This window comes from Akkermansiaceae bacterium, from assembly GCA_017798145.1.
GTDB lineage: Bacteria > Verrucomicrobiota > Verrucomicrobiia > Verrucomicrobiales > Akkermansiaceae > Luteolibacter.
This window is the reverse complement of the sequence record CP059069.1, coordinates 3,915,562-3,942,443: the sequence shown is the minus strand read 5'-3', so window position 1 is coordinate 3,942,443 and position 26,882 is coordinate 3,915,562. Positions and strand designations below refer to the sequence as shown.

Here is a 26,882-nt window from a genome sequence, read left to right as displayed (position 1 = left end):
GGATCCGGGGTTTCAAATATCGGCTTCCGAAAGCCAGCGGAAGCTTACGATTTCGTAGCGCCTGCCGAAGCGGGTGTTGATGGCCTTGGTGGGGGCGACCCACGGATCATCCCCGGAGTCGACATAGTCGGGAACACGCTGGACGACAGCCTCGCACCAAGCTTTGACCTTGCGTCCGTTCGCCGGCCCCGCCTCACCGTAGGCACGGATGCGGAAGGTATCACCCCGGGCGGTCAGGACCGGAGCGATCGCGGTGAGCAGATCCGCCTGGGAGATCACACCGGGCGCACCGTCGGCGGTCGTGCCATCGCCCACTCTGGTGGCACCGCTGAGGGCAAGCTCGTTGATATCGGTACGGTCGAGCGCCGCCTGCAAGGCTCCGGCCTTGCCATGCGCTCCCGCCCCGGGATGGCGGTTGACGAACTCCGCGATGGATTGGAAAGGACCGCGTTCCTGGATTTCCAAGACGATTTCCTCGGCCAGTTGGCGGATCTGCCGCTTGCTGAGGCGGCGGTGGCCATTCCACTTTGCGAGATCCTGCTCAAGCGGGCCGTTTGCAGATTCGAGGGAACCCCCATTGCTTGGGAGGTGGCGGCTGAAGGCGGAGTCATCGCCGGGGGTGGCGATCAGGACGCCATCCTTGGTTTGCGGAACCTCACCTCCAAAGGTGCTGTTGAGGAAAGCTTCCCAGACATCGACACGCATGCTGTTGACGTTGAGCGGCGAGTCGATGAGCAGGTGCGCAGCGGTCTTGAGATAGCCGTCCGGGGCGGTGAGCGCATCGGAGATTTCCGCAACACCGGATGCGCCGCGGTGCGGGACGAAGCGAGGGTTCGCGAGCGGGACGCCTCCCTCAAACAACCCGGTGATGGCCTCCCTGACGGTGGCCTTGCGGTCGAGCGGGCCGCCGGGTTCGGCAAGGCCGGAGAAGAAGCATTGGTCGAAAAGGGCGGAGTTCGCATGGTAAGAGTGGTCCAAGAGGGTGCGGCCGCCGCTCTCGCTGCGCACCACCGAGGGATCGAGCACGGGCGGAGCGAGCGAGTTTGCCACGATCCGGGAGACCAGCGGAAGCTGGCCGCCGGCATTGAGAGGCGCATGGGATAGCTGGCCGAGTGAGAGCGCGGGCGCGAGCGGAACCGAGCTGTGGGTGGCGAATTCAAGCCCCGACTGGGCATAGATCCCGGGGCCGCCATAACCACGATTGTTGGTGTTGCTGATCTCGATGGTCGGGCTGGCTGGAGGCCAGTCGGTCATGGCCTCCCACTGGAGCTCATACTGATGATTGGCCCATGGTTCCTTCTGGTCGAGCCCTGCGGAGGCATACAGGTTCACCGGAGAGTTGTGCACCCAGCCGCGGGAGGGAAACTTGGAATCGCGCTCGGTCTTGAGCTGGAACGTGGTGATGAGGAAGGGTTCCTTGAAGCGGACGGCCGGCGGCGGGCGGGTGCCTTGGTAGGTATCTCCCGGAACGTTTTTCGGGATGTCGCCGCTGACAACGACCGACGGCAGATCGTTGATTGAAAACGGCGGGAGATATTCGGGCTCCTGGTCGCCGTAATCCAGCTCGATCCCGCCAACGCGGCGCGGGCTCGAGGGCGAGCCGGTGTAGTATTTGAGGAAACCCGAGATTTCCTTGCCGCCGGTCTCCGCCGGCGTATCCACGGCGGCGCGGCCTTGTTTCACTTCGATCTGGATGCTGTCCCCCGGTTTCACCGGAACCGAGCGCACCGTTTTGCCATAGATGCTGCCGTTGTTTGCGCCATTCGGAGAGACGCAAACATTCATGGTCGACACGCCCCCCACCTCGGCGCCGCTGGCATTGCCGGCGGGCGGCTCGAAGCCGGGACGAAGGTCCAGACCCTTGATGGTGAACTCGTTGTTGAAGACCTTGACGTGGTTCGAGGCGCTGAGAACCACATGCTCGCCGGGAGCCAGGATGATCTCGCTGGAGCCTTTTTCAGGGAGAAGGTTGAGACGGTAAAAGGTGTTCGCGCGGCTGCCGAAACCGTCGCTGACGAAGCAGTTGGCGAAATGGGTGTATTCGGAATTGATCAGCGTGCCGTTCTTGTAGAGCCGGAACATCAGGGGCACGCGGTAGAGGTCGATGCGGCCGCCGCTGAAACGAAGCTTCACGTTATAGGGATTCCACAGCGTGATGACCGGATCGACGACCAGCCAGGTGATGTATAGATCCTTGTTGGGATCGCTGTCCGGCAAGTTCGAGTTCCCAGGTCTCGAGAACGAGGGCAGGCCCATGTGCCAACCGAAGCTCAGGCTGAACACGAACTGCGCCTTGGCGATGACGGGGGCGAGTTGCTGGGTCTGGAAAAACGGGTGGTTCCCGACCGCCGCACCGGTGGTTCCCGGCGCGGGCCGCTCAAGGGTGGTGGTGTCGATGGTGGGGCTCAAGCCGCCTGTCAGCTTGTCATACAGTCGGTAGTGGGAATGCAGCAGGCTCCAGGAGGGATCCGGACTGGGGAAGGGATTGGCTCCGTTGAAACGGGCGGGCGGCGGCGCCAGCGGGGTGGAAGTCCCCGAGTAAAGGAAGCGTTCCCTGTAGCCGGCCGGCAAGCCGCCCGGATCGCTGAAAAGCCGGGACAAATCCACGGCGAGACCACCCTTGGCCACGTCCGCGATGACACCGGCACTGCGCGGGGTGAGATCATGGAAACCGCGGTCAGCGGCCACAAGCCCCGTCAGTCCGGACTGATCGGCCGTGACGAGCTTGGAACGCTGCGCGGCGAGGTCTTCGAGGACGCTCCAATCCCGCTCGGTGGCGGCCGAGTATCCCGGAAGCGGCGCGGCGGTCATCTGCTCCAGACTGGCGCTGACCGTGCCCGCCGCAGGCTCGGGCAGCGAAATCGGCAGTTTGGTGGATTCATCGAAAACCGCCCAAGCGAAGCCGCCGCTCAAACTGTTTCCGGTGGTGACGGGCACGATCTGCGCATCCACCCGGTCATTTTCGGCAGGATCCCGTTTTCCCCGCACCAGAGTGACCACCTCTCCGGGCGGTGCGCTCTTGGCGTAGTCGAGGCCGGTGACGAGACTTTGGTCGCGCGAGGAGGTCAGCCAGCGGAGGAACTGGGATGATTTGCGCCCTTTGAAATCCGGATTGCCCGTGCCATCCCATTTCCAGCCCTGCCAGACTCCGGTGAGGTGCGGTTGGACGACGTCCGCCCCGCGGATCCTCGCGGGTGCTGTCACCCTCTGGTCCGGCCCGGTGGCGCCTTGCAATTCCCCAATGGCGAGCATGAGAGCCATGCGGGCGTTTTGCCGGGCCTCCCGGTTCAACTGGTCCGCCGATGACGCGCGGAGGGTGACGCTCGATAGGCTGAGCAGCCCGACGGCAATCACCGTCAGCAGGATCAACAGGCTCAGTGTCACGACCAGCGCGAAGCCGCCATGGCGCTTGGAGATACGATTCACATCGAAGGGTGTCATAGGGTGATGGGTTTTCAGATCGGATACGCGGGGCGTCGGCTCTCAGCGGCTGGGATCCCCCCTCAGGGGGACGCTCTTCACATTCATCCGCTTGCTGGCGGCATCGAGCAGGAAGCAAACCAGCGTGCGGCGGTCAGTTCTCACAGCCCATGGCGCGCTGGAGAGCTGCACCCAGCTTTCGCCCGCTTTGTAATCCATCCGTACGGCAAGCGGCTGGCCGGCGGCCTGGGCTGGTGTGAAGACCCGGCAGTCTGTGCTGTCCAGTTCGATCACCACCTCCCCGTGAATGATCCGGACGGGTGTGGGGGAAAGGTTTACCAAGCTGTAGCCGCCCAGGGGAAATACGCCGGAAGCCATCTCAACCGCCTTCGAATCGTAGGCCGTTTGCCCGTCCTTACCGGCCGGATGCAAGACCAGCAACGGCTGCCGGATGCCGCCGATCTCGGCCTTGGCCACCACAGGATGCTTCCCATCCTCTCCGGCCGGGCCGTAAAGCAGGATGCTGCCGTCCTCGATGAGCGGATCCGCTGTCTCAACGATATTGGCCGTGGACAGGCTTACGCCGTGATACCGGTCTTCCGCGCTTTTCACGAAGACCGATTTCAACCCGTCGGCATAGGCCGCGCAATAAATGGAAACCACCGGCTCCTTGCCATCGCCTGCGGCATGAATCGCCGGGAGCGCGGCAAACAGGAATGCGGGCAAGGCCATGGCGGCCCGCGGAAAAACACGGGGCCAGGGCGTCCGCTGAAATAAGCGGGCAAGCCGTAAGACGGGAGATTCCAGTGGGTTTTTCATGGGTATATCGGGGCAGGAATGTGGCCCAACTCGATGGGACATGTTGGACTTTTGCCTTCCGGTAGGGAGCCGTTGAGGCGTATGAGGTTGCGCTCCGGTTGGGTTTTAGGAAACGGCTTTCTCTTTGTCTTGTTTACCAATCTACACACATGATGCAACAAGTCATTGGACTTTTGCGTCATTTTCCTGAACTTTTGCAACTACCATGCGACGCGCCCGTTCGAAACTCCCGCTTTTCGTTTTCGAGGCGCTGGGGTCGTTGGCTTGCGGATTTTACGGGAATTATGTCTTTTTCCTATTCCGCGACCGCCATGGCTTCGGGGACAAGGGCAACCTCGCGATCGCCGCCCTGATGGGACTGGTGATCGCCCTGGCTTCCTGGCAGGGCGGAAGATTCGCGCAATGCCGGGGTTATCTGCGGACAATGTCATACGGCCTCTTCGGAATGATCCTGGCCCTATCGGCGGGGGCGTGCTTCCCGCAACTCCCCGTGCAGCTCGCCGTGCTGGTTTTCTGGACGGCCTCGCAGTTCCTGGTATGGCCCGCGCTTGAGGCTCTTGTGACGGAGGGGGAGAGCGGAACCGGCAGGGCGCATCTCGTCGGGGTGTACAGCGTGGTTTGGGCAAGCTGCTCGGCCTTGTCATATTTCTTTGGCGGCGGCCTGTTCGAAAAGCTCGGGAGCGGAAGCATCTTCTGGCTACCCCCGGCCATCCATGTCCTTCAGATCGCCGTGCTCTGGGGGATCTCGCGGAGCCTTGGGAAAACACCCGCAACGGAGCCGATCCAGCCCCAGCCAAAGCCAGGATTGCCTGCCGCCGGCAAGTGCCTTTGCCCGCGCTCTTTCCAGCGGATGGCCTGGATCGCGAACCCCTTCGCCTGCATCGCGGCGTTCACCTTGCTGGCCATGATACCTGGGCTAGCCCGAACATTGGGGCTGAGCACCACCATGGCCGGATTTTTCTGCTCGATCTGGTTTTTCGCCCGGCTGCTTGCCTTCGTGGTGATGTGGCGATGGCCAGGCTGGCATTATCGGTTCCGGTGGCTGCTGGCTGGCTATGTTCTCCTGATCGCAGGCTTCGCCACCGTTCTGACGGCCGACGGTTTGCTCTGGCTTGGCTTGGGGCAGGTGGCGTTCGGGCTCGCAGTCGGCTCGCTGTATTACGCATCGCTTTTCTACTCGATGGATGTCGGCGAGGCGCGCGCCGAGCAGGGGGGCATCCATGAGGCGATGATGGGAGCCGGGAACTTCGTCGGGCCAGGGGTGGGCGCGCTGAGCCTTATGATTGCGCCGCAATTCCCCGATGCCGGGGTCTTGTCGGTGAGCGGGCTGCTGGCCCTCGGAATGGCGCTTTTGTTAGGGACCCGCCTGAAGGCAAGGGTTTCGAATTCACCGGCCATCATCCCTGCCCATGAAAAATAACCTCACAAGGAAATCCACGCCCCGGGTTGCGCTGCTCATCGAATCATCGCGCAGCTACGGGCGGGAACTGCTGATGGGGATCGCCAGCTATGTCCGCATCCACGGTCCGTGGTCCATCGAGTTTGAGGAAGGGGATCCCGGCGAACAGCTCCCGAAGTGGTTCGGACGCTGGCAATGGGACGGGATCATTGCGCGGGTCTCGACCCCGTCCATGGCCAAGGTTCTCGCGCGCACCGGGGTGCCGGTTGTCGATCTCAGCGGGAACCTGCCCGACACCGACTTTCCGAGGATACGCTCCGATGAAATGGCTGTCGGCACGATGGCGGCGGAGCACCTGATGGAGCGCGGTTTCCAGAACTTCGCGTTCTGCGGCTACAATGGCGCCGATTGGTCCGATTTGCGCCGGACCAGCTTTCAGCGGCGGATCTCGGAAGCCGGATTTTCCTGCCAGGCGTTTGAGAATCACGAACCGCTGCCTTCCGTTTCAAACCTGCATTACGAGGAGCATAGCGAGCGGCACGAGCGGGATCTGATGGCCTGGCTGCAATCCCTGCCAAAACCATGCGGACTGATGGCATGCAACGATGCACGCGGGCGGCAGGTGCTCAACTGCTGCCGGGAGGCGGGCGTGGCCGTGCCGGACGAGGTGGCCGTCATCGGCGTGGACAAGGACGAGGTGTTCTGCGAGTTGTCAGACATCCCCCTCTCGAGCGTGATCCTGAACACCCAGAGGATCGGCTTCGAAGCCGCCGGGCTGTTGACCTTGATGATGGCGGGTGGCAGCGCCGCATCCCCATCCATCATGGTCAAGCCGATGGGTGTGATGGCGCGGCAATCCACCGATGTCCTCGCGATCGATGACAGGCACATCGCTGCCGCCCTGAGGCACATCCGCGAACACGCCTGCGATGGCTTGGATGTTGAGTCCCTGCTGAAGATCGTTCCGCTCTCCAGGAGCGTGCTTGAGCGGCGTTTCTCCCAAATCATCGGAAGACCTCCCAAGGCGGAGATCCTCCGCATCAGGCTGGACCGTGTGTGCCGCCTGCTGGCCGAGTCCGAACTCTCGCTCGCAGAGGTTGCCGAGAAGGCCGGATTCGATCACCCGGAGTACATGAGCCGCCTGTTCAAGAAAAAGATGGGCATCACACCAGGCAAGTTCAGGAGGAATTCGGGGTCGGGCGGATTCCCTTCGCGATGATTTCCCCCCGCCAGGGACATCGGGGGTTGCTCCGGTCGCGTTACGCGCACGCCATGTCGATGGGGCATGCCGGAAAAGTCCATGAGAATGACGCGAAAGTTCAGTGACTTGTCGGCATTGGATTGGCATATTTAACCAGCGGTATGGAAATGCGATAAAAACCAATCCGGTGGGGGTGAGTGCAATGCACCCCCAGAGCAAACCCAATGAAATCGACAACACGAATACACAAGCGGCCGGCGGGCATCACCCTGACGGAAGTCCTGATCGTGATAACGATCATCGCCATTCTCGCGGCCATCCTTTTCCCGGTGTCCCGGAATGCCCGCGAGAAGGCAAGATCCGCAACTTGCGCCCAGAACCTCAGGCAGATAGGCATCGGCTTGATCGGCTACATTTCCGAAAACAACGGGCGCTTCCCCAACGGCAGCCTGGACGTCTCATGGCTGAGGGACACCGATAACAATCCCCTCGGGCTGTGCTGGTATGATGCCGCGGCGCAATACATGGGACGGGGGAATCTCAGCAACAGGTTCAACGATCCTTCGGCGGACCCCCTACCTGACGTCTTCGCATGTCCCGGCGGACACCGCAAAGCGTACCATCCGGCGTGGCCCTACACCGGCGATTATGCGGCGAACATGTTCCTTGGAAACCCAGGCAACCCGAACAACCCCCGCTCCCTGTCTGCAGTGAAACGCCCCGAGTCAACCCCCTACGTCCAGGATACCGTGAAGCAGAACCAGTTCGGGCAGGCGATCTACGGCTCCGGATTTTCCCGCACCGCGAATGCGGCCTTTGCAACCCGCCACAACGGAAGAGGCAACATCCTCTGGGTGGATGGACACGTCTCCTCGCTGACCTATGAGGAGTACATGAAATTCGCGAACGACCCCAAGCGCGGAGGTGCGGGCAACTTCATCCGAGGGAACTGGTAGCCCGCGCCTGACGATACGCCGAGCCCATCCATAACCATCCATACCCCGGTGCCGCGCCATTTCGCGCGTCTTCCGGAGACCACCCACCCAAACGCAAAACTGCACCCATCCACATGAAAGCTCCCCAATCACCGAACCACTGCCGCCTTGGCGCACGAATCATCGTGGCAGCGCTGCTATCACTGGCACCTCTTGGTGCGCGTGAAGCAGCCGTGCTCAGCATCGCGGACTTCGGCGCGAAGCCCGACGGCAGCGACACCACGCCCAGCGTGCGTGCGGCGCTGGAGCAGCTTCGCGGCGGAAAGGCGAAAAAACTGACCTTCCCCCCCGGGCGCTACGATTTCCATCCCGAGCGCGCGACCGAGGAATATCTTTTCGTCAGCAACAACGACGAGGGGCTGAAGCGCATCGCATTTCCCCTCAAGGGACTGGAGGGTGTCGAGATCGACGGCGGCGGATCCACCTTCGTTTTCCACGGCTACACCGTGCCGTTTCTGTTAGAAAAATCGAGCGGCGTCAGCCTCAGCAATTTCACGGTGGATTTCATCCGGCCGTTCCATTCCGAAGGGAAGGTTCTCGACATAACCCCGCAGCATGTCGATCTGGCGTTTTCCGACGAATTCCCCCACGAGATCCGCAACGGCGTCCTCGTTTTCACCGGCGGACGGAAGGCCGAGGGACCTGCGACGACGGTCAGCAACGGTGAAGTCCTCTATCCCTACGGCAGCCTGCTCGCCTTCGATCCGGCCAAGCGCGAGACCGCGTTCATGGCGAAGGATCGCTACGAGGTGGGCAACGGGATCGCCGCCGGGAAAATCGGCCCCAACCAGGTGCGGCTCAGAATCCCTAACATCTCCGCGAAACAAGGCGACGTGCTGGTGTTCAGCCCCAGAAACCGCGACGTCCCCGGCTTTGTCATTTCCGACAGCAGGGACATCCGCCTCACGGACATCACGATCCATCATTGCGGCGGCATGGGCGTCATCGCCCAGCGGAGTGCGGATCTCTTCGTGAAGAAACTGCGTGTCACGCCGCCCCCGGGCGACCGCCGCATCGTAAGCACCACCGCCGACGCCACCCATTTCGTGAACTGCAAGGGCAGGATCGAACTGGTCGACTGCCTTTTCGAGCAGCAGAAGGACGATGCCACGAACATCCACGGGCTCTACGCGAAGATCACGCAAATCATCTCCCCGAGCCGCTTCGAAATCACCCTGATCCATCCCCAGCAGGCCGGCATCGATTTCGTCAAGGCCGGAACGCGCCTGGAACTCAACGACGGCCCCAGCCTGCGCGAGGAGGGATTCGCCGTGGTCAAATCCGTCGAGCGCATCAACAAGCAGCGAACGCTTGTCGAGATCGAAGGCAGCTTGCCCGAAATCGTCACCGTCGGGGATTCCGTCGCCGATGCCGATGCCAACACCGCCGAAGTCCTGATCCGGGGCTGCGTGCTGCGCGGCAACCGGGCGCGCGGCATCCTCCTTGGTTCGCGCGGCCCGATGGTCATCGAGGGAAACACCTTCCACACCCCGGGTGCGGCGATCCTGTTCGAAGGCGACTCGCGTTTCTGGTTCGAGCAGGCCGGCGTGCGCGACGTCGTCATCCGCGGCAACACCTTCGACAACTGCAACTACGGCGTTTGGGGCACCGGCTGCATCCAGGTCGGCTCCGGCATCGCGGAAGAGTTCAGGAAAACATCCCGCTACAACCGCAACATCCGGATCGAGAACAACCTGTTCCGCGCTTTCAGCCCGCTCCCCCTGCTTTCCATGTATTCGGTGGACGGCCTGACCTTCACCGGCAACCGCCTGGAAAAAACCAAGGCTTATCCGGCTCCGGATGCAGGCGACTGGAAGCCGTTCGAGATCACTGATTCCGACAATGTGAAAGTGGAGGCTCCGCAGACGCTTGCCACCAGGGAGCCTGCCGCAACTTCCCCGGATTGACCGGCGACCCACGGAGCGCCTGATCAAATCCAAAATGAACCATCCCATGAAATCCAACCGAGTCATCCCCGCTGCGCTCGTTGCGGCCCTGTCGGTCACTTGCTTGGCCGCGCAGACGGCCACAACACCAAACATCATCGTCATCCTGGCCGACGACATCGGATATGGCGATCTTTCCTGTTACGGGGCGAAGCTGGTGCAAACCCCGAATCTGGATCGGCTGGCAAAGGAAGGGCGGCGTTTCACCGATGCGCATTCCCCCGCCGCAAGCTGCACCCCTTCGCGCCGGGCGCTCATCACGGGGCGCTATTCCTGGCGCCAGCCGCCAGGAGCCCATATCGCACCCGGCGACGAGGCCATCACCATCAAGCCCGGCACCTTCACCCTGCCAGGCATGCTCAGGCAAGCCGGCTACAGGACCGGCATCGTCGGCAAATGGCATCTGGGCCTCGGCACCGAAGGCGGGCCGGACTGGAATGGGGAAATCAAGCCCAGCACCCTGGATCTCGGCTTCGACTACTCCTTCATCATGGCTGCCACCGGCGACCGGGTGCCGACTGTCTTCATCGAGGATCGGCATGTCGTCGGGCTGGATCCCGCCGACCCCATCAAGGTCAGTTACAAGGAGAAGATCGGCGAGGAACCGACGGGCGCGGAAAACCCCGAATTGCTCACCCTCAGGCACACCCACGGCCATGACATGACCATCGTCAACGGCGTCGGCCGCATCGGCTGGATGACGGGCGGCAAGAGCGCGCTCTGGAAAGACGAGGACATGTCCGACACGTTCACCAAAAAGGCCTTGGAATTCATCGAACGTGAGAAAACCCGGCCGTTCTTCCTCTATTTCGCCACCCACAACATCCATGTGCCCCGCGTGCCGCATCCACGCCACCTCGGCAAGAGCCAATGCGGCACGCGCGGCGACGCCATCGTCGAGCTCGACGAAGCCGTGGGCGAACTGCTGGCGAACCTGGAGCGGCTCGGTCTTGCGGACAAGACCCTGGTCATTTTCAGCAGCGACAACGGCGGCATCATGGACGACGGCTACGAGGATGTGGGTGATTTCGAACATCCGTGCAACGGCACCCTGCGCGGCTACAAGGGCAGCCTGTTCGAAGGCGGCCACCGCGTGCCGATGATCGCTCGCTGGCCGGGGCACATCCCCGCGGGCAGCACCTGTGACGAGTTGGTCACGCTATTGGATCTGACCGCATCGCTGGCGGCGCTCACGGGACAGGTAATCCCACCGGGCGCTGCGATCGACAGCTGCAATGTCCTGCCCGCACTTCTGGGACAGCCCCACGACAAACCGGGGCGCGAAACATTTGTGGCACATGTCGGCGGGGTTGCCGGCAAAGTCCCCCTCGCCATCCGGCAGGGTCCGTGGAAGCTGATCACCGAGGGTGGCGCACGCCCCAGCTTCAGCGACGCCGACAAATCCAACCGCACACCGATGCCTGATGAGGCCCGGGAGCCATTTCTCGTGAACCTCTCCGACGACCCTAGCGAATCCAAGAACGTCGCCCCGGATCATCCCGGACGGGTCCGCGATATGAAGCGCTTGCTCGGGGAAATCGTCGCGGAAGGGCATGGCCCCGCTGACAAACGCTGATGTGTAAGGCCTCACCCGCCAAACCGGCCTTGCCCCCTTTGTCGCTGCGACACATCGTAAACAACCATTTTGAAGTTTCCCGAATCCAATCACATCGCATTTTCCCGCCACGTGGCATGGGCGATGGCCGCCATGGCGATCGCTCTGGCGGGATGCCGCGAAGCCACCGAAGAACTCCCGGCAACCGTGCCGGCCGGGCAATCGGCGGATCTCCGCGCACTCATCGATGCGGAACTCGCCGCCGGAAAAAAACGCATCGTCATCCCCCCGGGCCGCTACCACGTGAAGGCGCAGCGCGGCAACCATCTCCACCTCAAGGATCTGCGGGATGTGGAGATCATCGCGGACGACGTCGAGATGATCTGCACCTCCACCATCCGAGCCGTGACGATCGAGAACTGCTCGAACCTCACCATCCGTGGCCTTGCGGTGGATTACGACCCTTTGCCTTTCACCCAGGGGAAAATCATCGCCATCGCCCCGGACAAGAGCTGGATCGATTTCGAGATCGCCGGGGGCTACCCGGAAAACGAACTTGAGGAACGCATCGAGATCTACGACGCCGCGACCGGCGAGCTCCGCAGGGGCGATGCCCGCTGGGATCAGGAAATCCAGCCGCTCGGCGAGCGCCGCTACCGGGTCAAGAAAACAGGAAACTACCGCTTCGATCCCCTCGCTGACACCGAACGGGTGGGTGACATCCTTGTGACGAACAACAACCACGGCACACCGGGACCCACGCATGCGTTTGTGATCGAATCTTCCAGGCACACGCGGTTCGAGGACATCAGGCTATATGCCTCGCCCTGTTTCGGGTTTCTCGAGAAGGACTGCCACGCCTCCCGCTACATCCGCTGCACCATAGATAGGCGCCCCGCCTCGGATGATCCAGCCAAGCGCGCCCTGCCGCGGATGCGTTCGCTCAACGCCGACGCCTTCCACAGCAAGGACGCCGCCAAAGGCCCCGCGATCATCTCCTGCACGGCGAAATACCAGGGAGACGACTGCGTGAACATCAACGGCGGCTATCATTACGTTTGCAGCAGCAAGGGCAGGCAGCTGCGCATTGCCGTCCTCGACAAACCGAGGCTGAAGGCGGGAGACCCCGTCGAGTTCCTGCCGCATCACGGCCCGCGCCCGCCCGATGCCGTCGCGACGCGCGTCGAGCTGGATCCGAATCCGCTCACGGACGTCGAACGGGCCAAGGTTGAAAGCCTCCGGATGGACGAGAGAACCCGGGAGCGGCTGCTTTCCGCAAAAGCGAAATTCTACACCCTCACGCTGGATCGCGAGGTCGTCCTGCCGGATGCCTCGGCGGTTTGCAACCCGCTGCGCTTGGGCAGCGGCTTCGCCATCAAGGACTGTGACTTCGGGCACAACCGCTCGCGCGGAATCCTCATCAAGGCCAGCGATGGCGAGATCACCGGCAACCGCATCATCGGAAGCAGGATGGCCGCGGTTCTGGTTTCCCCGGAATTCTGGTGGATGGAGGGCGGGATCTCCAGCAACCTCACCGTGAGGGGGAACACCATCAGGGGCAGCCTGCAAACCCCGATCCAGATCCTCGCCCCCGGTGGGAACGGCCGCCCGCTGCCGGCAGGCGCACGCCGAAACATCTCGATCCTCGGCAACCGCATCGAGGACTGCCCCTGGCCGCTCATCCGAGTCACCTCGACCTCGGATCTGACCATCGAGGGCAACATCCTGCCGAAAGCCCCTCCGGGACAAGTCGCCGGAAGCGATGGCAAGGCGCCCGGGGCCATACTTCTGCAAAACTGCGATCCCTGAACGATATGATGCGGTGCAGGGCTTCGGATCGCCTTCCTTCCGCAGCGCCAGGCCGAAGTCTGTGGGATGCGGAAGTTTGTCTTCCGGCGGCCAGCCATCCGGTATAGGGATTGGGAATGAAAATCCCCCTGTGCACCCTGTCCGCCGCCGCCCTCGGACTGGCCGGCTGCGTTTCCCAGCCACCGGATTCCATCGCGTTTTCCGGAAGCGCCCGCATCCAGGTGCAGTCCCCCGGCCAGCAGGCGCCCGTGCCAGCGGCCTCCCCTCCCCGCCTGCCCATGGGCACCGTTTTCAAGGGGGAGCCAAAGTTCATGGCCATCGTCGCCAAGGCGGAGCGTGAGGGCTGGAGGAAACTCCCCATCGGGGACCGCACCGTCCGCATCGCCCGGGAAATGATCGGCGCACCCTATGTGAACTACACGCTGGAGGCCGATGACAGGATCGAGTCCCCCATCGTCAACATTGTGGGCATGGACTGCTGGACATACTATGAGAACGCCCTGGCGATCGCGCGGATGCTCGCCTACAAGCCGAAATTTCTAAGTAAGGCCGACATGCTCCACATGGTGGAGATCGAGCGCTACCGCGACGGGCGCTGCACCGGGAACTACCTTTCCCGCATGCACCATCTGGAGGAGGTGTTCCACGACAACCAGCGCAGGGGCTACGCCATGAACATCACCTCCCGCATCCCCGGTGCGGTGCCTCTGCGGCGCGAGATCCGCGAGATGACCGTGGAGTGGAAAAGCTACCGCTACCTGAGGAACGACCCCTCGCTGCTCCCGAAAATGGCCAGCATCGAGGCGCAGGTTTCAAGGCTCCCCGTCCACCACATCCCGAGGGACAAGGTGCGCACGGCGGAGAACTACCTCCGGAACGGCGATATCTGCGCGATCACGACGAACTGGAAATACGGCTACACCTCGCACGTCGGCCTCATCGTCCGCCTCAAGGGGCGCGCCTATTTCACCCATGCCACCTCGGACAGGGACAAGGGAAGGATGACCATCATCGACCGGCCCATCTCGGATTACATCCATGGCTCATCCAAGCACGCGGGCATTGTCGTCTGCCGCCCCTTCGACATCCCCCGCTCAGCCCTATGGATGAAAAATGTGGCCGGCAGATGAATGGGGAACGTCATCACGGAGTCGGACTTCCAACAGCCATTGCCAAATTTCCGCAACCGAATGCCATCGCCGGGGTTTGATCCCGACATGATCCTTTGCGGAACATCGCCCTTTTTCCCAACGATGGAGGAAACCAAGACAACAGCACCCGAAGACCGCGAAGCCGCCATCGACCATGGGTTGATGGAGCGGATCGCCGGAGGCGATGAAAGGGCGTTCCGCCAGCTCGTCGAGAGGCATCAGGACGCCATCGTCGGAACCGTCACCAAGATGCTGGGCAACACCACGGACTCCGAGGACATCGCCCAGCAGGTCTTCATCCGCGTCTGGAAGCATGCGAAACGCTACAAACCGGACAACAAGTTCACCACCTACCTCTACACCATCGTCCGCAACCTGGTTTACAATGAGACCCGCCGCCGCTCCCGCAAGAAAACGGTCTCGACGGACGCGCGCGAGGACGAGCAGCACCTGCAGCACCCGGACAACGAATCCGCCCAGCCGGATGCCTCCCTGCTGGACCGCGAGCTGCGCGATGCCATCGATGCCGCAATCGCATCGCTGCCCGAGAACCAGCGCCTCGCCGTTGTCCTGCGCCGTTACGACAAGCTGGCCTACGAGGAGATCGCCGAAGTGCTGAACACCTCGGTCCCCTCGGTTAAGAGCCTGCTTTTCCGGGCGAGGACAACCCTCCGGGAAACCCTCGCGAAGTATCTGGAGGATTGATCCGCCGGATCACCCGATGACCTCTGGCCAGTCGGTGTGGAAGAATTCGCCGCGCGGCTTGTCGGTGCGCTCGTAGGTGTGCGCGCCGAAGAAGTCGCGCTGCGCCTGCAGGAGGTTCGCGGGAAGCACGGCGCTGCGGTAGCTGTCGTAGTAGCCGAGCGATGCGCTGAAGGCGGGGATGGGGATGCCTGCGAGGGAAGCGATGGAGACCACCTCACGCCAGTTCTGCTGGAACTCGGTGAGGAGCTTCGTGAAGAAGGGGGCGAGCATCAGGTTGCTGAGCTTCGGATCGGTCCGGTAGGCATCGGTGATGTCGTTGAGGAAGCGTGCGCGGATGATGCAGCCGCCGCGCCAGATGGCGGCGATCTTGCCGAGATCCAGCCCCCAGCCCTTTTCCTCGCCCATGGCGGCGATGAGATCGAGCCCCTGTGCGTAGGAGATGATCTTAGAGGCGAAGAGCGCATCGTGGACCTTCTTCACCAGCTCCGCCTTGTCGGCGGTGATCTCCGCCCTGGGTCCGGTGAGGATGGTGCTGGCGGCGACGCGCTTGTCCTTCATCGAGGAAAGGATGCGGGCTTCGACGGCGGCGTTGATCGTGGAGATGACCACCGCGTTTTCCACGGCGTTGATGAGCGTCCACTTGCCGGTGCCTTTCTGGCCTGCGGTGTCGAGGATCTTGTCGACCAAGGCGGCTCCGGTTTCCGGGTCGTTCTGTTCGAAGATTTTCGAGGTGATCTGGATCAGGTAGCTTTCGAGATCGCCGTTGTTCCAATCGGTGAAGACGGTCGCAAGCTCGGCCGGGGTGAACCCGGCGGCCTTGAAGATGTTGTAGGCCTCACAGATGAGCTGCATGTCTCCGTACTCGATGCCGTTGTGGATCATCTTCACGTAGTGACCCGCGCCGCCGGTGCCGATGTGGGTCACGCAGGGTTCCCCATCGACCTTGGCGGAGATGCTTTCGAAGATCGGCTTCATCACATCCCAGGTGGAGACAGGGCCGCCGGGCATGATGGAGGGCCCTTTGCGGGCGCCTTCCTCACCGCCGGAGACGCCGGCGCCGATGAAGCGGAAGCCGAGATCGCCCAGCCATTTGTCGCGGCGCTCGGTGTCGGTGTAGAGGGAGTTTCCTCCGTCGATGATGATGTCGCCCTTGTCGAGGAGCGGGATGAGGGACTCGATGACCGCATCCACCGGACCGCCGGCCTTGACCATGATCATGATCTTGCGCGGGGATGCGAGGGAGTTGACGAAGCCCTCCAACGTTTCCTCGCCGAAGATTTTTTTGTCGGGGTGCCTGGCGACGAATTCCTCCATCGCGCTGGTGGTGCGGTTGTAGACGGAGACCTTGAAGCCCCGGGATTCCACGTTCAAAACAAGATTCTGGCCCATGACGGCCAGTCCGATTAGTCCAAAGTCGCTGTTGCTCATGATAATGGTCCGGATGTGTTCCGGCACGCGGATGTAGGGAAACGGGGGCATGAGTGCAACCCCTTGTTGCCTTTTGTCCGCCGATTCCACACATTGGGTGCGTGAACCTCCCGAATGCGATCACCGTATCCCGCCTTTTCCTGACGGCGGGATTCATCGTCTTCGTGGCAAGGGAGAGCACCTGGGGGCATTTCACGGCGCTGGCGCTGTTCATCATCGCGGCGGTGAGCGATTTCGTGGATGGCTGGCTGGCGCGGAAAATGAATCTCGTCACACCGCTGGGGAAACTGCTCGACCCCCTCGCGGACAAGATCCTGGTCTGCTCCGCCTTCGTTTTCCTGACGGCGAAGGGGCTGTGCCCGGTGTGGATCACGGCGCTTATCATAGGCCGGGAGTTCCTCGTCACGGGGCTGCGGCAGATCGCCATCGAGGCCGGGCAGGTGCTTGCGGCGGACAATCTGGGGAAATGGAAGACAGGCTTCCAGCTCACCTATCTCATTTCCGGAATGGTATGGCTGACCTTGGAAACGATGGATTCCATCCCACGCTGGCTCTCCGTTTTCCATTTTCTAACGAAGCCCATGGAGCAGGGCGGTTGGCTGATGCCGGGCAGCCTGTTCCTCGCCGTTGCGCTGACGGTCATCTCCGGCTGGAACTACGTCTGGTCCTCGCGGTATTTGCTGCGCGGGTGAGGCTGCGCCGAATCATGTGTACATCAGCCCGTAGTATTCCGCCGCCATTCGGTCGGAATCGAAGAACGGCGTGACGTCTTTCATGGATTGCATGGCGATGGCGTCCCATGCCCCGGGTTTCTCGTAGTACAAGGGGAGTATCTCCTCCCTGAGCTTCGAGTAGAAACCCAGCATGTCCTGCCGGTCGCGTTCCTCGGGGCTGAGGTGGGGATCGGGCGAGGGGATGATGAAGCTGTTTTTCCCGTCCTCCGCGAACTCGCAGATCCAGCCATCGTAGGTGGAGAAATTGACGGAGCCGTTCATGGCGGCGGTCATGCCGGAGGTGCCGGAGGCCTCGCGGGTGACGACAGGGTTGTTCAGCCAGAGGTCCGAGCCGTTTTTCAGGAAACGCGAAAGCTCCAGCTCGTAGCCGGTGAGCACCGTGGCGTTGGGGTAGTTTTTCGTGAGGCGGATGAGCGCGTCGAAGGTTTCGATGGCCGAGTAATCGAAGGGGTAGGGTTTTCCGGCCCAGATGAGCTGGACGGGGTGGTCGTTGCTGTTGAGGATTTCCCGGAAAAGGCGGATGTCCCTGGTGATGAGATCGGGGCGCTTGTAGCCAGCGAAGCGGCGGGCCCAGACGATGGTCAGGACATCGGGGTCGAAGAGCTTGCCGGTCTGGTCGGCGACGACACGGAAGAGGCGCTCCTTGAGTTCGCGCTTGCGGCTGCGGAGGGTGGCGGTGCTGTTTTCGCGGAGCGCGTTCTGCATTCCGTGATCCGTCCAGTATTTCCCGTTCTGGGCATTGGTGATGTGGGTGATTTCGCAGATATCCTCCTCGTTCTCCCACATGTGGCGCGAGACCTCGCCGTGGAGTTTCGAGACGCCGTTCGCCTTCCGCGCCATGCGCAGGGCGGCGAGGGAGTGGTTGAAGACATTGCCTTCGATGCCGGTGATCTCCCGCACCTCGTCCTCCGGGATGCCGCTGAAAAAGGTGAAGTTCTGGAGGAGGTTGAAATCGGTTTTCTCATTCCCCGCCTCTTCCGGGGTGTGGGTGGTGAAGACGAGCCGCCTCTTCACCTCATCGAGGCTACCGTGTTTCCTGTAGAGGTGGAATGCGGCGGAAAGCCCGTGCGCCTCGTTGAGGTGCCAGACCTCGGGATCGACACCCAGCTCATCGAGCAGCTTGGCGCCGCCCGCGCCGAGGATGATGTATTGTGCGATGCGGCGGAGCGGGTCGTTGTCGTAGAGGCGGTGGGTGATGGCGCGGGAGAGCTCGTCGTTCTCGTCGATGTCCGTTGTGAGGAAAAACATCGGGACGGTGCCGAAAATGTCTCCGGGGAGGAAAAGTGCTTTCACCCAGACAGGATGGCCGTGGACATCCACCGTGTAGCGGATGCCGGTGTCCTGGAGGAAGGAGTATGTTTTCCTACGGAACTGGACCGCCATTTCCCCATCCTCGCCGCGCACCTGATTGTAGTAACCGTAGCTCCAGAGGATACCGATGCCGGTGAGGTTCTGCTTCAGGTCTGCGGCAGAACGCATGTGGGATCCGGCCAGGAAGCCAAGCCCCCCGGAATAGATCTTGAAGCTCTGGTCGATGGCAAACTCACAGGAGAAATACACCGCGCTCTTTGAGAACTGCGGGGCGATCTGGTAATTATGGGCGAAGGGAGCGGGAAGGAACGAAGCGGCTGACATGACGGGTCTAAAAAGAACGTTTTCTGCGGGAAGCGGCGGGTTGGAAATCCCCTCCCCGCCGACGCAATGCGGATTCCATACCAACTTTCAGGAAAGCGATGGCACGCCAACCGATGTATCGGTCTCGGCAGCGTAATCCACGCCTTCCAGGCCGAATCCGAAGAGCCTGAGGAAACCGGACTGGTAGCCCTCGAAATCCGCCAGTTCATTGAGATTCGCGGTATCGACATTGTTCCAGCGCTCACCGACAATGGATTGGATCTCCTGGGACATCTCCCAGTCGTCGATGCGGATGCGACCCGCCTCGTCGGGCTGGGGTTTGCCGTTGTAGAGCCTTTCGCGCAGCAGGCGATCCATCTGCTCGATGGTGTCCTCATGATTGCCTGCGGCTTTCATCGCCTTGTAGAGCAGGGAAATGTAGAGCGGCACGACCGGAATGGCGGAGCTGGCCTGGGTGACGAGAGCCTTGTTCACCGAGACCCATGCCTTGCCGGAGATGGGAGCGAGCTTCGCATCAAGCGCGGCCTGAGCCCTTTCCACATCCTCCTTGGCCTTGCCTATCGTGCCGTTCTTGTAGATGGGCCAGGTCATCTCCGGGCCGATGTAGGAGTAGGCGACGGTCTGCGCATCCTCCGCGAGCACGCCGGCCTTGAGCATCGCATCGATCCACATTTCCCAATCCTCCCCGCCCATCACCGCCACCGTCTGCGCCACATCATCGCCCTCGGCGGGTGCGATGGTCACCTCGTCCACCGAGCCGGTGGTGGTGTTGAGCGTCTTGTTCGTGTAGGTCTCGCCGATGGGCTTGAGGACGGATTTGTAGACTTCGCCGGTTTTCGGATCCGTCCGGCGCGGGGAGGCAAGGCTGTATACGACGAGATCCACCTGGCCGAGATCCTCCTTGATCGCCGCGATGACCTCCTGCTTGACCTCGTCGGAGAATGCATCGCCGTTGAACGACCTCGCATAGAGGCCGGCGGCGTTCGCCTCCCGCTCGAAGGCCACGGTGTTGTACCAGCCGGCCGTGGCGGTCTTGTCCTCGGTGCCAGGCCTTTCGAAAAAGACCCCGACGGTAGCGGCTTTCGAGCCGAATGCCGCAGCGATGCGCGAGGACAGCCCGTAGCCGGTTGAAGAGCCGATCACGAGCACCTTTTTGGGGCCGCCGACGATCTCGCCACGCCCCTCGACGACGGCGATTTGCTCCTCGACATGCTTTGCGCATCCCTCCGGATGAGCTGTCGTACAAATGAACCCTCGGATTTTTGGAGAAACGATCATGGCCAACAAGCTACCCGTCCCACTGCCCCGCGCAATAGCAAATGCCCGCTTTCAGGCACCGAGCGCGGCAACATAGACGGTGCTTTCGGAGACGGTCTCCCGCAGGGGGTTGGGGAATTTCACGATATGTGTGGAGACCGCATGGAAAACGCCCTGCAGATCCGCTATGAAGAGGGCATCCGGCGCATCGTCCGACCACAGTGCGAAGACCCCGCCGGGATGGAGTTGCTCCGCGAGTTTCCGAAGGCCATCAGGCGTGTAGAAGGCGGCGTTCTGTTCCGAGAGCAGGTTTCTGGGCGAGTGGTCTATGTCCAGAAGCACGGCGTGGAATTTCCGCCCCGGCTGACCGGGATCGAATCCGCCTTCCGGAGCTGCCGCCATGGCGAAGAAATCCCCGAGCACGTAGCGGCAGCGTGGATCCTGATTCATCGTTTTCCCGAGCGGCACCAGCCCGCGCTCATGCCAGTCTATCACTCCCTCCATCGCATCCACCACCAGCATCTCCTTCACCTGTGGGAATTCCAGGGCAGCCACCGCCGTGTAGCCCAGCCCGAGCCCGCCGACCACCACGTCCCAGCCCTCCCCTTCGAGCGCCGCCAGCCCAAGCCTCGACAGTTCCTCTTCCACCTCATGGAACATGCTCGACATCAGGAACGCGTCCCCGAGTTTCACCTCATAGACAGTCTCGCCATCGAGCTGGAGGTACTTGCGGCGTTGCAGGATCAGGTCGCCGATGGGCGTAGGGCGGAAGTCGAGTTCTTCGAAAAGCTTGTCCATGAGTGCGGCAGCTTCGCCTGCGGCAAGGCTCGGAGGCAAGCGGCGTCTGAAAAGAACGCCAATGCCTTGCCGGCATCAGAATTTCCGCAAGGTGGTGTCTTTCAAGAAGCGATCCTCAGTCTCCGGGTAATCCAGCGTGTAATGGAGGCCGCGCGATTCCCTGCGGCGTAGGGCGCACTCCACGATGAGCCCGGCGACGGCGACGAGGTTGCGCAGCTCCAGGATGTCCGCGTTGACGCGATGCCCCCAGTAGAACTCCCGGACTTCCTTTTTCAGGTTCCGCAACCGGGCTGCGGCGCGGCGGAGGCGGTTGTCGGTGCGGACGATGGAAACGTAGTCCCACATCAGGCGGCGGATCTCGTCCCAGTTGTGGTAGATGACGACGAGCTCGTCCGGCTCGGCGACATCGCCATGATGCCATTCCGGGATGGCCGGCGCCTCCATCACCGGCTTGTCCGGCGGGTAGATCCGCATCATTTCCTCCAGTGCGAGGCGACCGACCACGTTGCCTTCCAAAAGCGAGTTCGATGCCAGCCGGTTCGCCCCGTGCAGGCCGGTGCAGCCGACCTCACCGACCGCATACAGGCCGCGGATCGTGGTCTTGCCGGTGACATCCGTCTTCAGCCCGCCGCACATGTAGTGCGCCGCGGGGACGACGGGGATGGGCGTTTTCTCGCAATCCACGCCGAACTTCAGCAAGGTCTGATGGATGTAGGGAAAATGCTCCTTCATGAAGCCCGGCGGCTTGTGTGTGACGTCGAGATACACGCAGGCCGCCCCGGTTTTCTTGATCTCCCGGTCTATGGCGCGGGCGACGATGTCACGCGGCGCCAGCGATCCGCGCGGGTCGATCCGCTTCGTGAAATCCTCACCCTTCGCATTTCTCAGTATCCCGCCCTCGCCCCGCACCGCCTCGCTAACAAGGAAAGAACGCGCCTCCGGCCCGGTGGCGGCGGGGTTGTAGAAGCAGGTTGGGTGGAACTGGATGAACTCCATGTTCGCCATCGTCGCACCCGCCCGCCAGCCGAGCGCGACTCCATCGCCGGTCGCGGAGTCGGGGTTGGTGGTGTAGAGATAGACTTTCCCGCAGCCGCCAGCCGCCAGCACCACCCGATCCGAGCGGAAAACCTCCACCTCGCCCGTTTCCCGAACCAGCACGTAGGCGCCGAGGACACGGTCGTTTGAGACCACATCGAGCTTTGCGGAGGTGATCAGGTCGATGGCGAAATGGTTCTCCAGCAAGGTGATATTCGGCTCCGCACGCGCCGCCTTCAGCATCGCCCGCGCGACCTCGCGCCCGGTGGTGTCGCGGGCATGGAGAATGCGGCGATGGCTGTGCCCTCCCTCTTTCCCAAGCATGAAATGATCGCCTTCCTTATCGAACTCGACCCCGTAACCCAGAAGATCCGCGATGGTATCATCACCCTCCTCGACGATGCGGCGGACAACCTCCTCATGGCATAGCCCCGCCCCGGCATCGAGAGTGTCGGCGATGTGGCTCTCCACGGAATCGCCCTCCGCCCTCAGGCTTTCGGGAAGCACCGAGGCGATCCCGCCCTGCGCCCATGCGGTGTTGGACTCCTCGGCCTTGCCTTTTGTCAGGACGACCACCTTTCCGTGTTTCGCCGCGCGCAATGCAAAGGAAAGCCCGGCGATTCCCGCCCCGACCACAAGGAAATCAGAAGTCATGTGCGGGTAAGCATGGAGCGGGTTGGCGAAGGGGAAAGCGGAAAGTTTCGCATCATGGGCGGGTTCCGTGGTTGCGTAAGGAGCCGGCTACAAAAGCCACGAAGAACACGAAAAGCAAAATGCCGGCAACCTGCCGTTGAAAACCACCCCGGGAGAAATTCTGCGATTCTCGCGCCTTTTGTGGCCATCCATCACAGGCGGAGAAAAACACCGACACCCCCAACAGATAACCCTTCCCCGTCCGCCCCGCGTTTCAGGAAACCCAGGCCGATCTCTCCGGCAACACTCGTCACCTCCCCACAAACCTTCCCTACCGCATCCACGATCTCCCCGGTTTTCCCTTCGCCACCGAAGGCCAGCTTCACCAGCCGCCGGTTCACTTTCCCGGCGGACTTGATCCGGGAAATCACCTCCTGGCCGATATAGCAGCCCTTGTTGTAGGAGATATCCGTCGCATCCAGCCCGGCCTCGGGCGGCAGCATCCCTTCCCTCAGCTCCGCCCCCCATTTCGGAATCCCCTGCTCGATCCGCTCGCGCTCATCCGTTCCATGAAAACCGAAATCCGCGGCCGCAAGCTCCCCGCTGAGATCCCGCACCTCCACATCATCGGCGATGAGATACCTCGTCAGCCGCGCCTCCAGATCCTCCGCCGCGCCCCGGTGGCAGAAAACCAGCACCGATCCCGCCTCCTTCCCCTCCGCGATCCAGACCCGGAACTGGAGCTTCCCCTTGGCATCCGTCACGCAACTCGGCAGGACCAGCCCGCTCCCCATCACCTTCCGGACATCCTGCGTCACCTGGCCGTTCAGGAACCTAACAGCATCCGGCCCGGAAAACCGCAGCACGCACGGGTACAGTCCAAAATCTTCCATCCGTGTTTTCCGTGCAATCCGTGCTTTAGGTTCACTCGTAAGCCTTCACCAGCGCCGAGAAATCGAGATCCGCAGAACCACTCCCGCACATCTCCCCCATACGGGTGGAAACAGCGGACATGGCGGGCAAATCCACCCCCGCCGATTCCGCCAGCGCGAGCGCGTAGAGGCTGTCCTTCCACATGTTCGCCATCGTGAAATGGGGCTCGAAGTCACCCGCCAGCATCCCTGGATATTTCATGGCCATCAATGGCGAGCCGGAGCCGTTCCGGATCGCCGCCTCGGTGAAGACCGCAGGGTTCACCCCGTGCCGCACCGCGATGGCCAGCGCCTCGCTCATCGCCTGCACCGTGCAGGCGGAGATCAGGTTCGTGCCAAGCTTCGTCACCGTCGCAGCGCCGATCTCACCGCAGTGGATGCGGCCTTTCGAGCTCACGGCGAGAAAGTCCGAAACCTTTTCGACCAGCTCCTCATCCCCGCCGGTGTAGTAGAGCAACTGCCCTGCGGCGGAGGCGTCCTTGCTGCCGGTGAACGGCGCATCGATGAAATCGCAGCCCTTCGCGGCGCATTGCTCGGCGAGCCAGAGCGTGGTAGGCAGGTCTATGGTCGAATGGTTCATCACCAGCGCACCCTTTTTCAAACCCGCCTTCGCCCTTGCGAAAACCTCGCGCACCATGGGCACGTCCTTGAGATAGATGGAAACCAGCCCGGCATCCGCCACGGCCTGCTCCGGGGAATCCTTCTCCCCCTCCAGCCCGCGCCGGGTCCGGCTCCAGCAAGCCACCGGATATCCCGCCTCCAGCAACCTCCCGCGAACCCGCGAGCCAACAATGCCCAATCCCAATACAGCCACCTTCTCCATGATCCTAAGAGCTCAGAATTTATCGTTACGCATTTTCACTCCTGCCTCTGGAGCGCCAGCTTCACCAGATTTGCCGCCTGCTCGCGGATTTCCTTCACCTTTTCCGGCGTCGCCTTTTCGCCCTGCGGGATCACCATCTCGTGGCGGAGGCCGGCAAGAAGATCCCGGATCTCTAGGTAGTTCGGCCGCTCGGAGATTCGCGGCTCCAGCCCGGCGACAATCTCCGTGTAATAGTCCGCAATGTCCTCCCGCATGATTTTTTCCGCCCGTTCGGGGGAGAATTGCTTGTCCACCGCCACGGTGGAAACCTCAAGTGCGCGAATCCATCCACCCAGCGAGATCAGGTGCGCAAGATCCGCATCCCGCAGGGTGACAAGCTCGATCTCCACATCCTTCTGCGTCGAGGACAGCTCCTTTTTCAGCTGCTCCACGTTTTGTTCCTTCGCGCTTTCCAACAGGGCCGCGGCATGGCGGTTGATCCTGTCGCCGGCTCCGAGCGCCTTGCCATAGCGGGTCAGATCCGTTGCCATCTGCTCCACCTTGTCCATCTGGCCTGCCTGCACGATCAGGAAACCGTCCGCGATCAGGAAACCCAGCTCGATGGCCAGGTCCGCCCGGTCCAGCGGCATGCGGTCACCCATTTTCCGCTCCATCTCAATGAGCGGCAGGGGCATCAGGAACTGTAGGGTGTCGAAGAGCTTCGAGATCGACGGCGCGGTGAACTCGTTCACGCCCAGCTCCGCCCTCACATGCTCGTCTTCGAGCAGATCCTCCGGGACATTTCCCTTGATATCATCCTCCTGGCCGAAACAAAGCCCGGAAGACAAAGCCATCAGGATCAATCCGATACGCATACTCATGGCTGGAAAAATGGCACCAGCCTGCCCCATCCGCAATCGCCAAATGTCAACCCAAGGGAACATCCATCGCTTCAGGTCATCCCGCACGCCGGAAACACAGATCCCGCTTTCGGGGTTCCATCATCGGAAAACAGCGGATAGCCTAGCGGGAACACTGACCGGTATCAGCGCAACATCCATGAAAACCCCAACACTCACCCTCATATCGTGGCTTCTCTGCATCATCGCTTCCCACGGGAAGCCGAACATACTCTTCGCGATCGCCGATGACTGGGGGCTTCACGCCGGGGCTTACGGGACGAAGTGGGTGAAAACCCCGGCTTTCGACCGTGTCGCCAAGGAGGGTGTCCTTTTCCAGAATGCATACACCCCCCTCGCGAAGTGCGCCCCTTCCCGTGCCGTGGTCATCACCGGCCGCCACCCATGGCAGCTTGAGGAGGCGGGGAACCACAATGCGTATTTCCCCCTGAAGTTCAAATCGTGGCCGGAGGTGCTGACGGAAACCGGATGGCATGTCGGGATCACCGGCAAGGGCTGGGGGCCGGGCGAAGCGAAGGACGCGGACGGCAAGCCACGCCTCATGACCGGCAAGCCATACAACAAGCGCCGCGCCAAGCCCGCTGCAAGCGGGATCATCCCCACGGATTACGCGGCGAATTTCACCGACTTCCTAGATGACAACGCCGATGGCAAGCCATGGTGCTTCTGGTACGGATCGCTTGAGCCGCACCGGGGTTACGAGTTCGGGGCGGGCATCAAAAAGGGCGGGAAACAGCTTTCGGACATCGACCGCGTCCCGGGCTACTGGCCGGACAACGAGACCGTCCGCACCGACATGCTCGACTACGCCCACGAGGTCGAGCACATGGACAGCCACCTCGGAAGGATGCTCGCGGAACTTGAAAAACGCGGTTTGTTAGACAACACCATCGTGATCGTCACCAGCGACCACGGGATGCCTTTCCCACGCGTGAAGGGATACGCCTACGAACACGCAAACCACATCCCGCTTGCCATCCGCTGGCCTGCCGGGATCGCAAAGGCGGATCGGGTCATCACCGATTTCGTGGATTTCACCGACATCGCCCCGACCATCCTGGATCTGGCGGGCATCCCTGAAGCGGACTCCGGCATGGCCGCCATCACCGGGAAAAGCCTGCGCCCCATACTCGAAAGCGAAGCCTCCGGACAAATCATCGCCGGGCGCGACCACACCCTCATCGGCAAGGAGCGCACCGATGTCGGTCGCCCCCACGACCAGGGCTACCCGATCCGCGGCATCATCCGCGACGGCTTCCTTTTCCTGAAAAACTACGAGCCAAACCGCTGGCCCGCCGGGAATCCGGAGACGGGCTATCTTGACACCGATGCCTCGCCCACCAAGTCCCTGATCCTCGAACTCGGGCGTGTAGATAGGAATGACAGGTTCTGGCAGCTCAACTTCGGAAAGCGCCCCGGCGAGGAACTCTACGACCTGAAAGAAGATCCCGATTGCGTCACGAACCTGGCAGAAGATCCGAAATTGGGAATGATGCGTGTGATCCTGCAGAATATCATGGTAGCGGAACTGAAGCAACAGGCCGATCCCCGCATGTTCGGTAAAGGCGACATCTTCGACAACTACAAGCCGACCTCCTACCCCGGCTTCTACGAGCGCTTCATCAAGGGAGAGAAACTGCCCACAGGCTGGGTGAAGCCATCCGATTACGAGAAGGAACCGCTGGACTGACATTTCCCATTTTCAGAA

General features: G+C 62.0%; 20 protein-coding genes. 10 read left to right on the top strand and 10 right to left on the bottom strand.

The features are described 5' to 3' along the window. Nucleotides 1-12: 12 nt before the first annotated feature. Together HZ994_16905 and HZ994_16900 are read right to left on the bottom strand one after the other, a co-directional pair. Nucleotides 13-3,441, bottom strand: a complete 3,429-nt coding sequence (locus tag HZ994_16905) for a hypothetical protein (GenBank protein ID QTN33921.1) — start codon at nt 3,439-3,441, stop codon at nt 13-15. A 42-nt stretch (nt 3,442-3,483) separates the two neighbouring features. Continuing rightward, complete coding sequence (locus tag HZ994_16900; GenBank protein QTN33920.1) at nt 3,484-4,152, bottom strand: hypothetical protein; 669 nt, start codon at nt 4,150-4,152, stop codon at nt 3,484-3,486. 292 nt (nt 4,153-4,444) lie between these two features. Here HZ994_16900 and HZ994_16895 point away from each other — a divergent pair, with 292 nt between their 5' ends. From HZ994_16895 to HZ994_16860, 8 genes are all read left to right on the top strand, one after another. Then, nucleotides 4,445-5,659, top strand: a complete 1,215-nt coding sequence (locus tag HZ994_16895; protein ID QTN33919.1) for an MFS transporter — start codon at nt 4,445-4,447, stop codon at nt 5,657-5,659. Continuing rightward, nucleotides 5,649-6,857 carry a DNA-binding transcriptional regulator gene (locus HZ994_16890; GenBank protein QTN33918.1) on the top strand — a complete coding sequence of 403 codons (1,209 nt, stop codon included), beginning with the start codon at nt 5,649-5,651 and terminating at the stop codon, nt 6,855-6,857. The genes HZ994_16895 and HZ994_16890 overlap by 11 nt, the downstream gene beginning before the upstream one ends. Before the next feature lie 206 nt (nt 6,858-7,063). Then, the gene (locus tag HZ994_16885) at nt 7,064-7,795 is read left to right on the top strand and encodes a DUF1559 domain-containing protein (GenBank protein QTN33917.1); all 732 of its coding nucleotides are present in this window, start codon (nt 7,064-7,066) and stop codon (nt 7,793-7,795) included. Nucleotides 7,796-7,908: 113 nt separating this feature from the next. Next, on the top strand, nt 7,909-9,741 hold the full coding sequence (locus HZ994_16880) for a right-handed parallel beta-helix repeat-containing protein (protein ID QTN33916.1): 1,833 nt from the start codon (nt 7,909-7,911) through the stop codon (nt 9,739-9,741). Between the two features lie 46 nt (nt 9,742-9,787). Then, nucleotides 9,788-11,356 carry an arylsulfatase gene (locus HZ994_16875; protein ID QTN33915.1) on the top strand — a complete coding sequence of 523 codons (1,569 nt, stop codon included), beginning with the start codon at nt 9,788-9,790 and terminating at the stop codon, nt 11,354-11,356. Between the two features lie 69 nt (nt 11,357-11,425). Then, on the top strand, nt 11,426-13,144 hold the full coding sequence (locus tag HZ994_16870; GenBank protein ID QTN33914.1) for a right-handed parallel beta-helix repeat-containing protein: 1,719 nt from the start codon (nt 11,426-11,428) through the stop codon (nt 13,142-13,144). Between the two features lie 116 nt (nt 13,145-13,260). Further along, a complete protein-coding gene (locus HZ994_16865) occupies nt 13,261-14,274 on the top strand; it encodes a DUF1460 domain-containing protein (protein QTN33913.1) in 1,014 nt (337 codons plus the stop codon). Nucleotides 14,275-14,397: 123 nt separating this feature from the next. Then, nucleotides 14,398-15,000, top strand: a complete 603-nt coding sequence (locus HZ994_16860; GenBank protein ID QTN33912.1) for a sigma-70 family RNA polymerase sigma factor — start codon at nt 14,398-14,400, stop codon at nt 14,998-15,000. A gap of 9 nt (nt 15,001-15,009) precedes the next feature. Here HZ994_16860 and gnd read toward each other — a convergent pair whose 3' ends face one another. Then, complete coding sequence (gnd, locus tag HZ994_16855) at nt 15,010-16,428, bottom strand: decarboxylating NADP(+)-dependent phosphogluconate dehydrogenase (protein QTN33911.1); 1,419 nt, start codon at nt 16,426-16,428, stop codon at nt 15,010-15,012. Nucleotides 16,429-16,529: 101 nt separating this feature from the next. Between gnd and pgsA the strand changes: the two genes are divergently transcribed. Beyond that, nucleotides 16,530-17,120 (top strand): CDP-diacylglycerol--glycerol-3-phosphate 3-phosphatidyltransferase, encoded by a 591-nt coding sequence (pgsA, locus tag HZ994_16850; protein ID QTN33910.1) that lies wholly within the window; start codon nt 16,530-16,532, stop codon nt 17,118-17,120. A gap of 12 nt (nt 17,121-17,132) precedes the next feature. On the opposite strand, the gene glgP is transcribed toward pgsA, so the two are convergent. The 7 genes from glgP to HZ994_16815 all read right to left on the bottom strand — a co-directional run bounded on the left by glgP (nt 17,133) and on the right by HZ994_16815 (nt 25,135). Next, nucleotides 17,133-18,797, bottom strand: a complete 1,665-nt coding sequence (glgP, locus tag HZ994_16845; protein QTN33909.1) for an alpha-glucan family phosphorylase — start codon at nt 18,795-18,797, stop codon at nt 17,133-17,135. An 87-nt stretch (nt 18,798-18,884) separates the two neighbouring features. Further along, nucleotides 18,885-20,075, bottom strand: a complete 1,191-nt coding sequence (locus tag HZ994_16840) for a trans-2-enoyl-CoA reductase family protein (GenBank protein QTN33908.1) — start codon at nt 20,073-20,075, stop codon at nt 18,885-18,887. A gap of 51 nt (nt 20,076-20,126) precedes the next feature. Continuing rightward, a complete protein-coding gene (locus HZ994_16835; protein QTN34431.1) occupies nt 20,127-20,852 on the bottom strand; it encodes a spermidine synthase in 726 nt (241 codons plus the stop codon). Nucleotides 20,853-20,927: 75 nt separating this feature from the next. Then, on the bottom strand, nt 20,928-22,541 hold the full coding sequence (gene nadB / locus HZ994_16830) for an L-aspartate oxidase (GenBank protein QTN33907.1): 1,614 nt from the start codon (nt 22,539-22,541) through the stop codon (nt 20,928-20,930). Between the two features lie 191 nt (nt 22,542-22,732). After that, nucleotides 22,733-23,413 (bottom strand): hypothetical protein, encoded by a 681-nt coding sequence (locus HZ994_16825; protein QTN33906.1) that lies wholly within the window; start codon nt 23,411-23,413, stop codon nt 22,733-22,735. Nucleotides 23,414-23,444: 31 nt separating this feature from the next. After that, complete coding sequence (locus HZ994_16820) at nt 23,445-24,275, bottom strand: NAD(P)-dependent oxidoreductase (protein QTN33905.1); 831 nt, start codon at nt 24,273-24,275, stop codon at nt 23,445-23,447. 35 nt (nt 24,276-24,310) lie between these two features. Next, on the bottom strand, nt 24,311-25,135 hold the full coding sequence (locus HZ994_16815; GenBank protein ID QTN33904.1) for a hypothetical protein: 825 nt from the start codon (nt 25,133-25,135) through the stop codon (nt 24,311-24,313). Between the two features lie 178 nt (nt 25,136-25,313). Between HZ994_16815 and HZ994_16810 the strand changes: the two genes are divergently transcribed. Further along, the gene (locus HZ994_16810) at nt 25,314-26,864 is read left to right on the top strand and encodes a sulfatase (GenBank protein QTN33903.1); all 1,551 of its coding nucleotides are present in this window, start codon (nt 25,314-25,316) and stop codon (nt 26,862-26,864) included. Nucleotides 26,865-26,882: the final 18 nt, after the last annotated feature.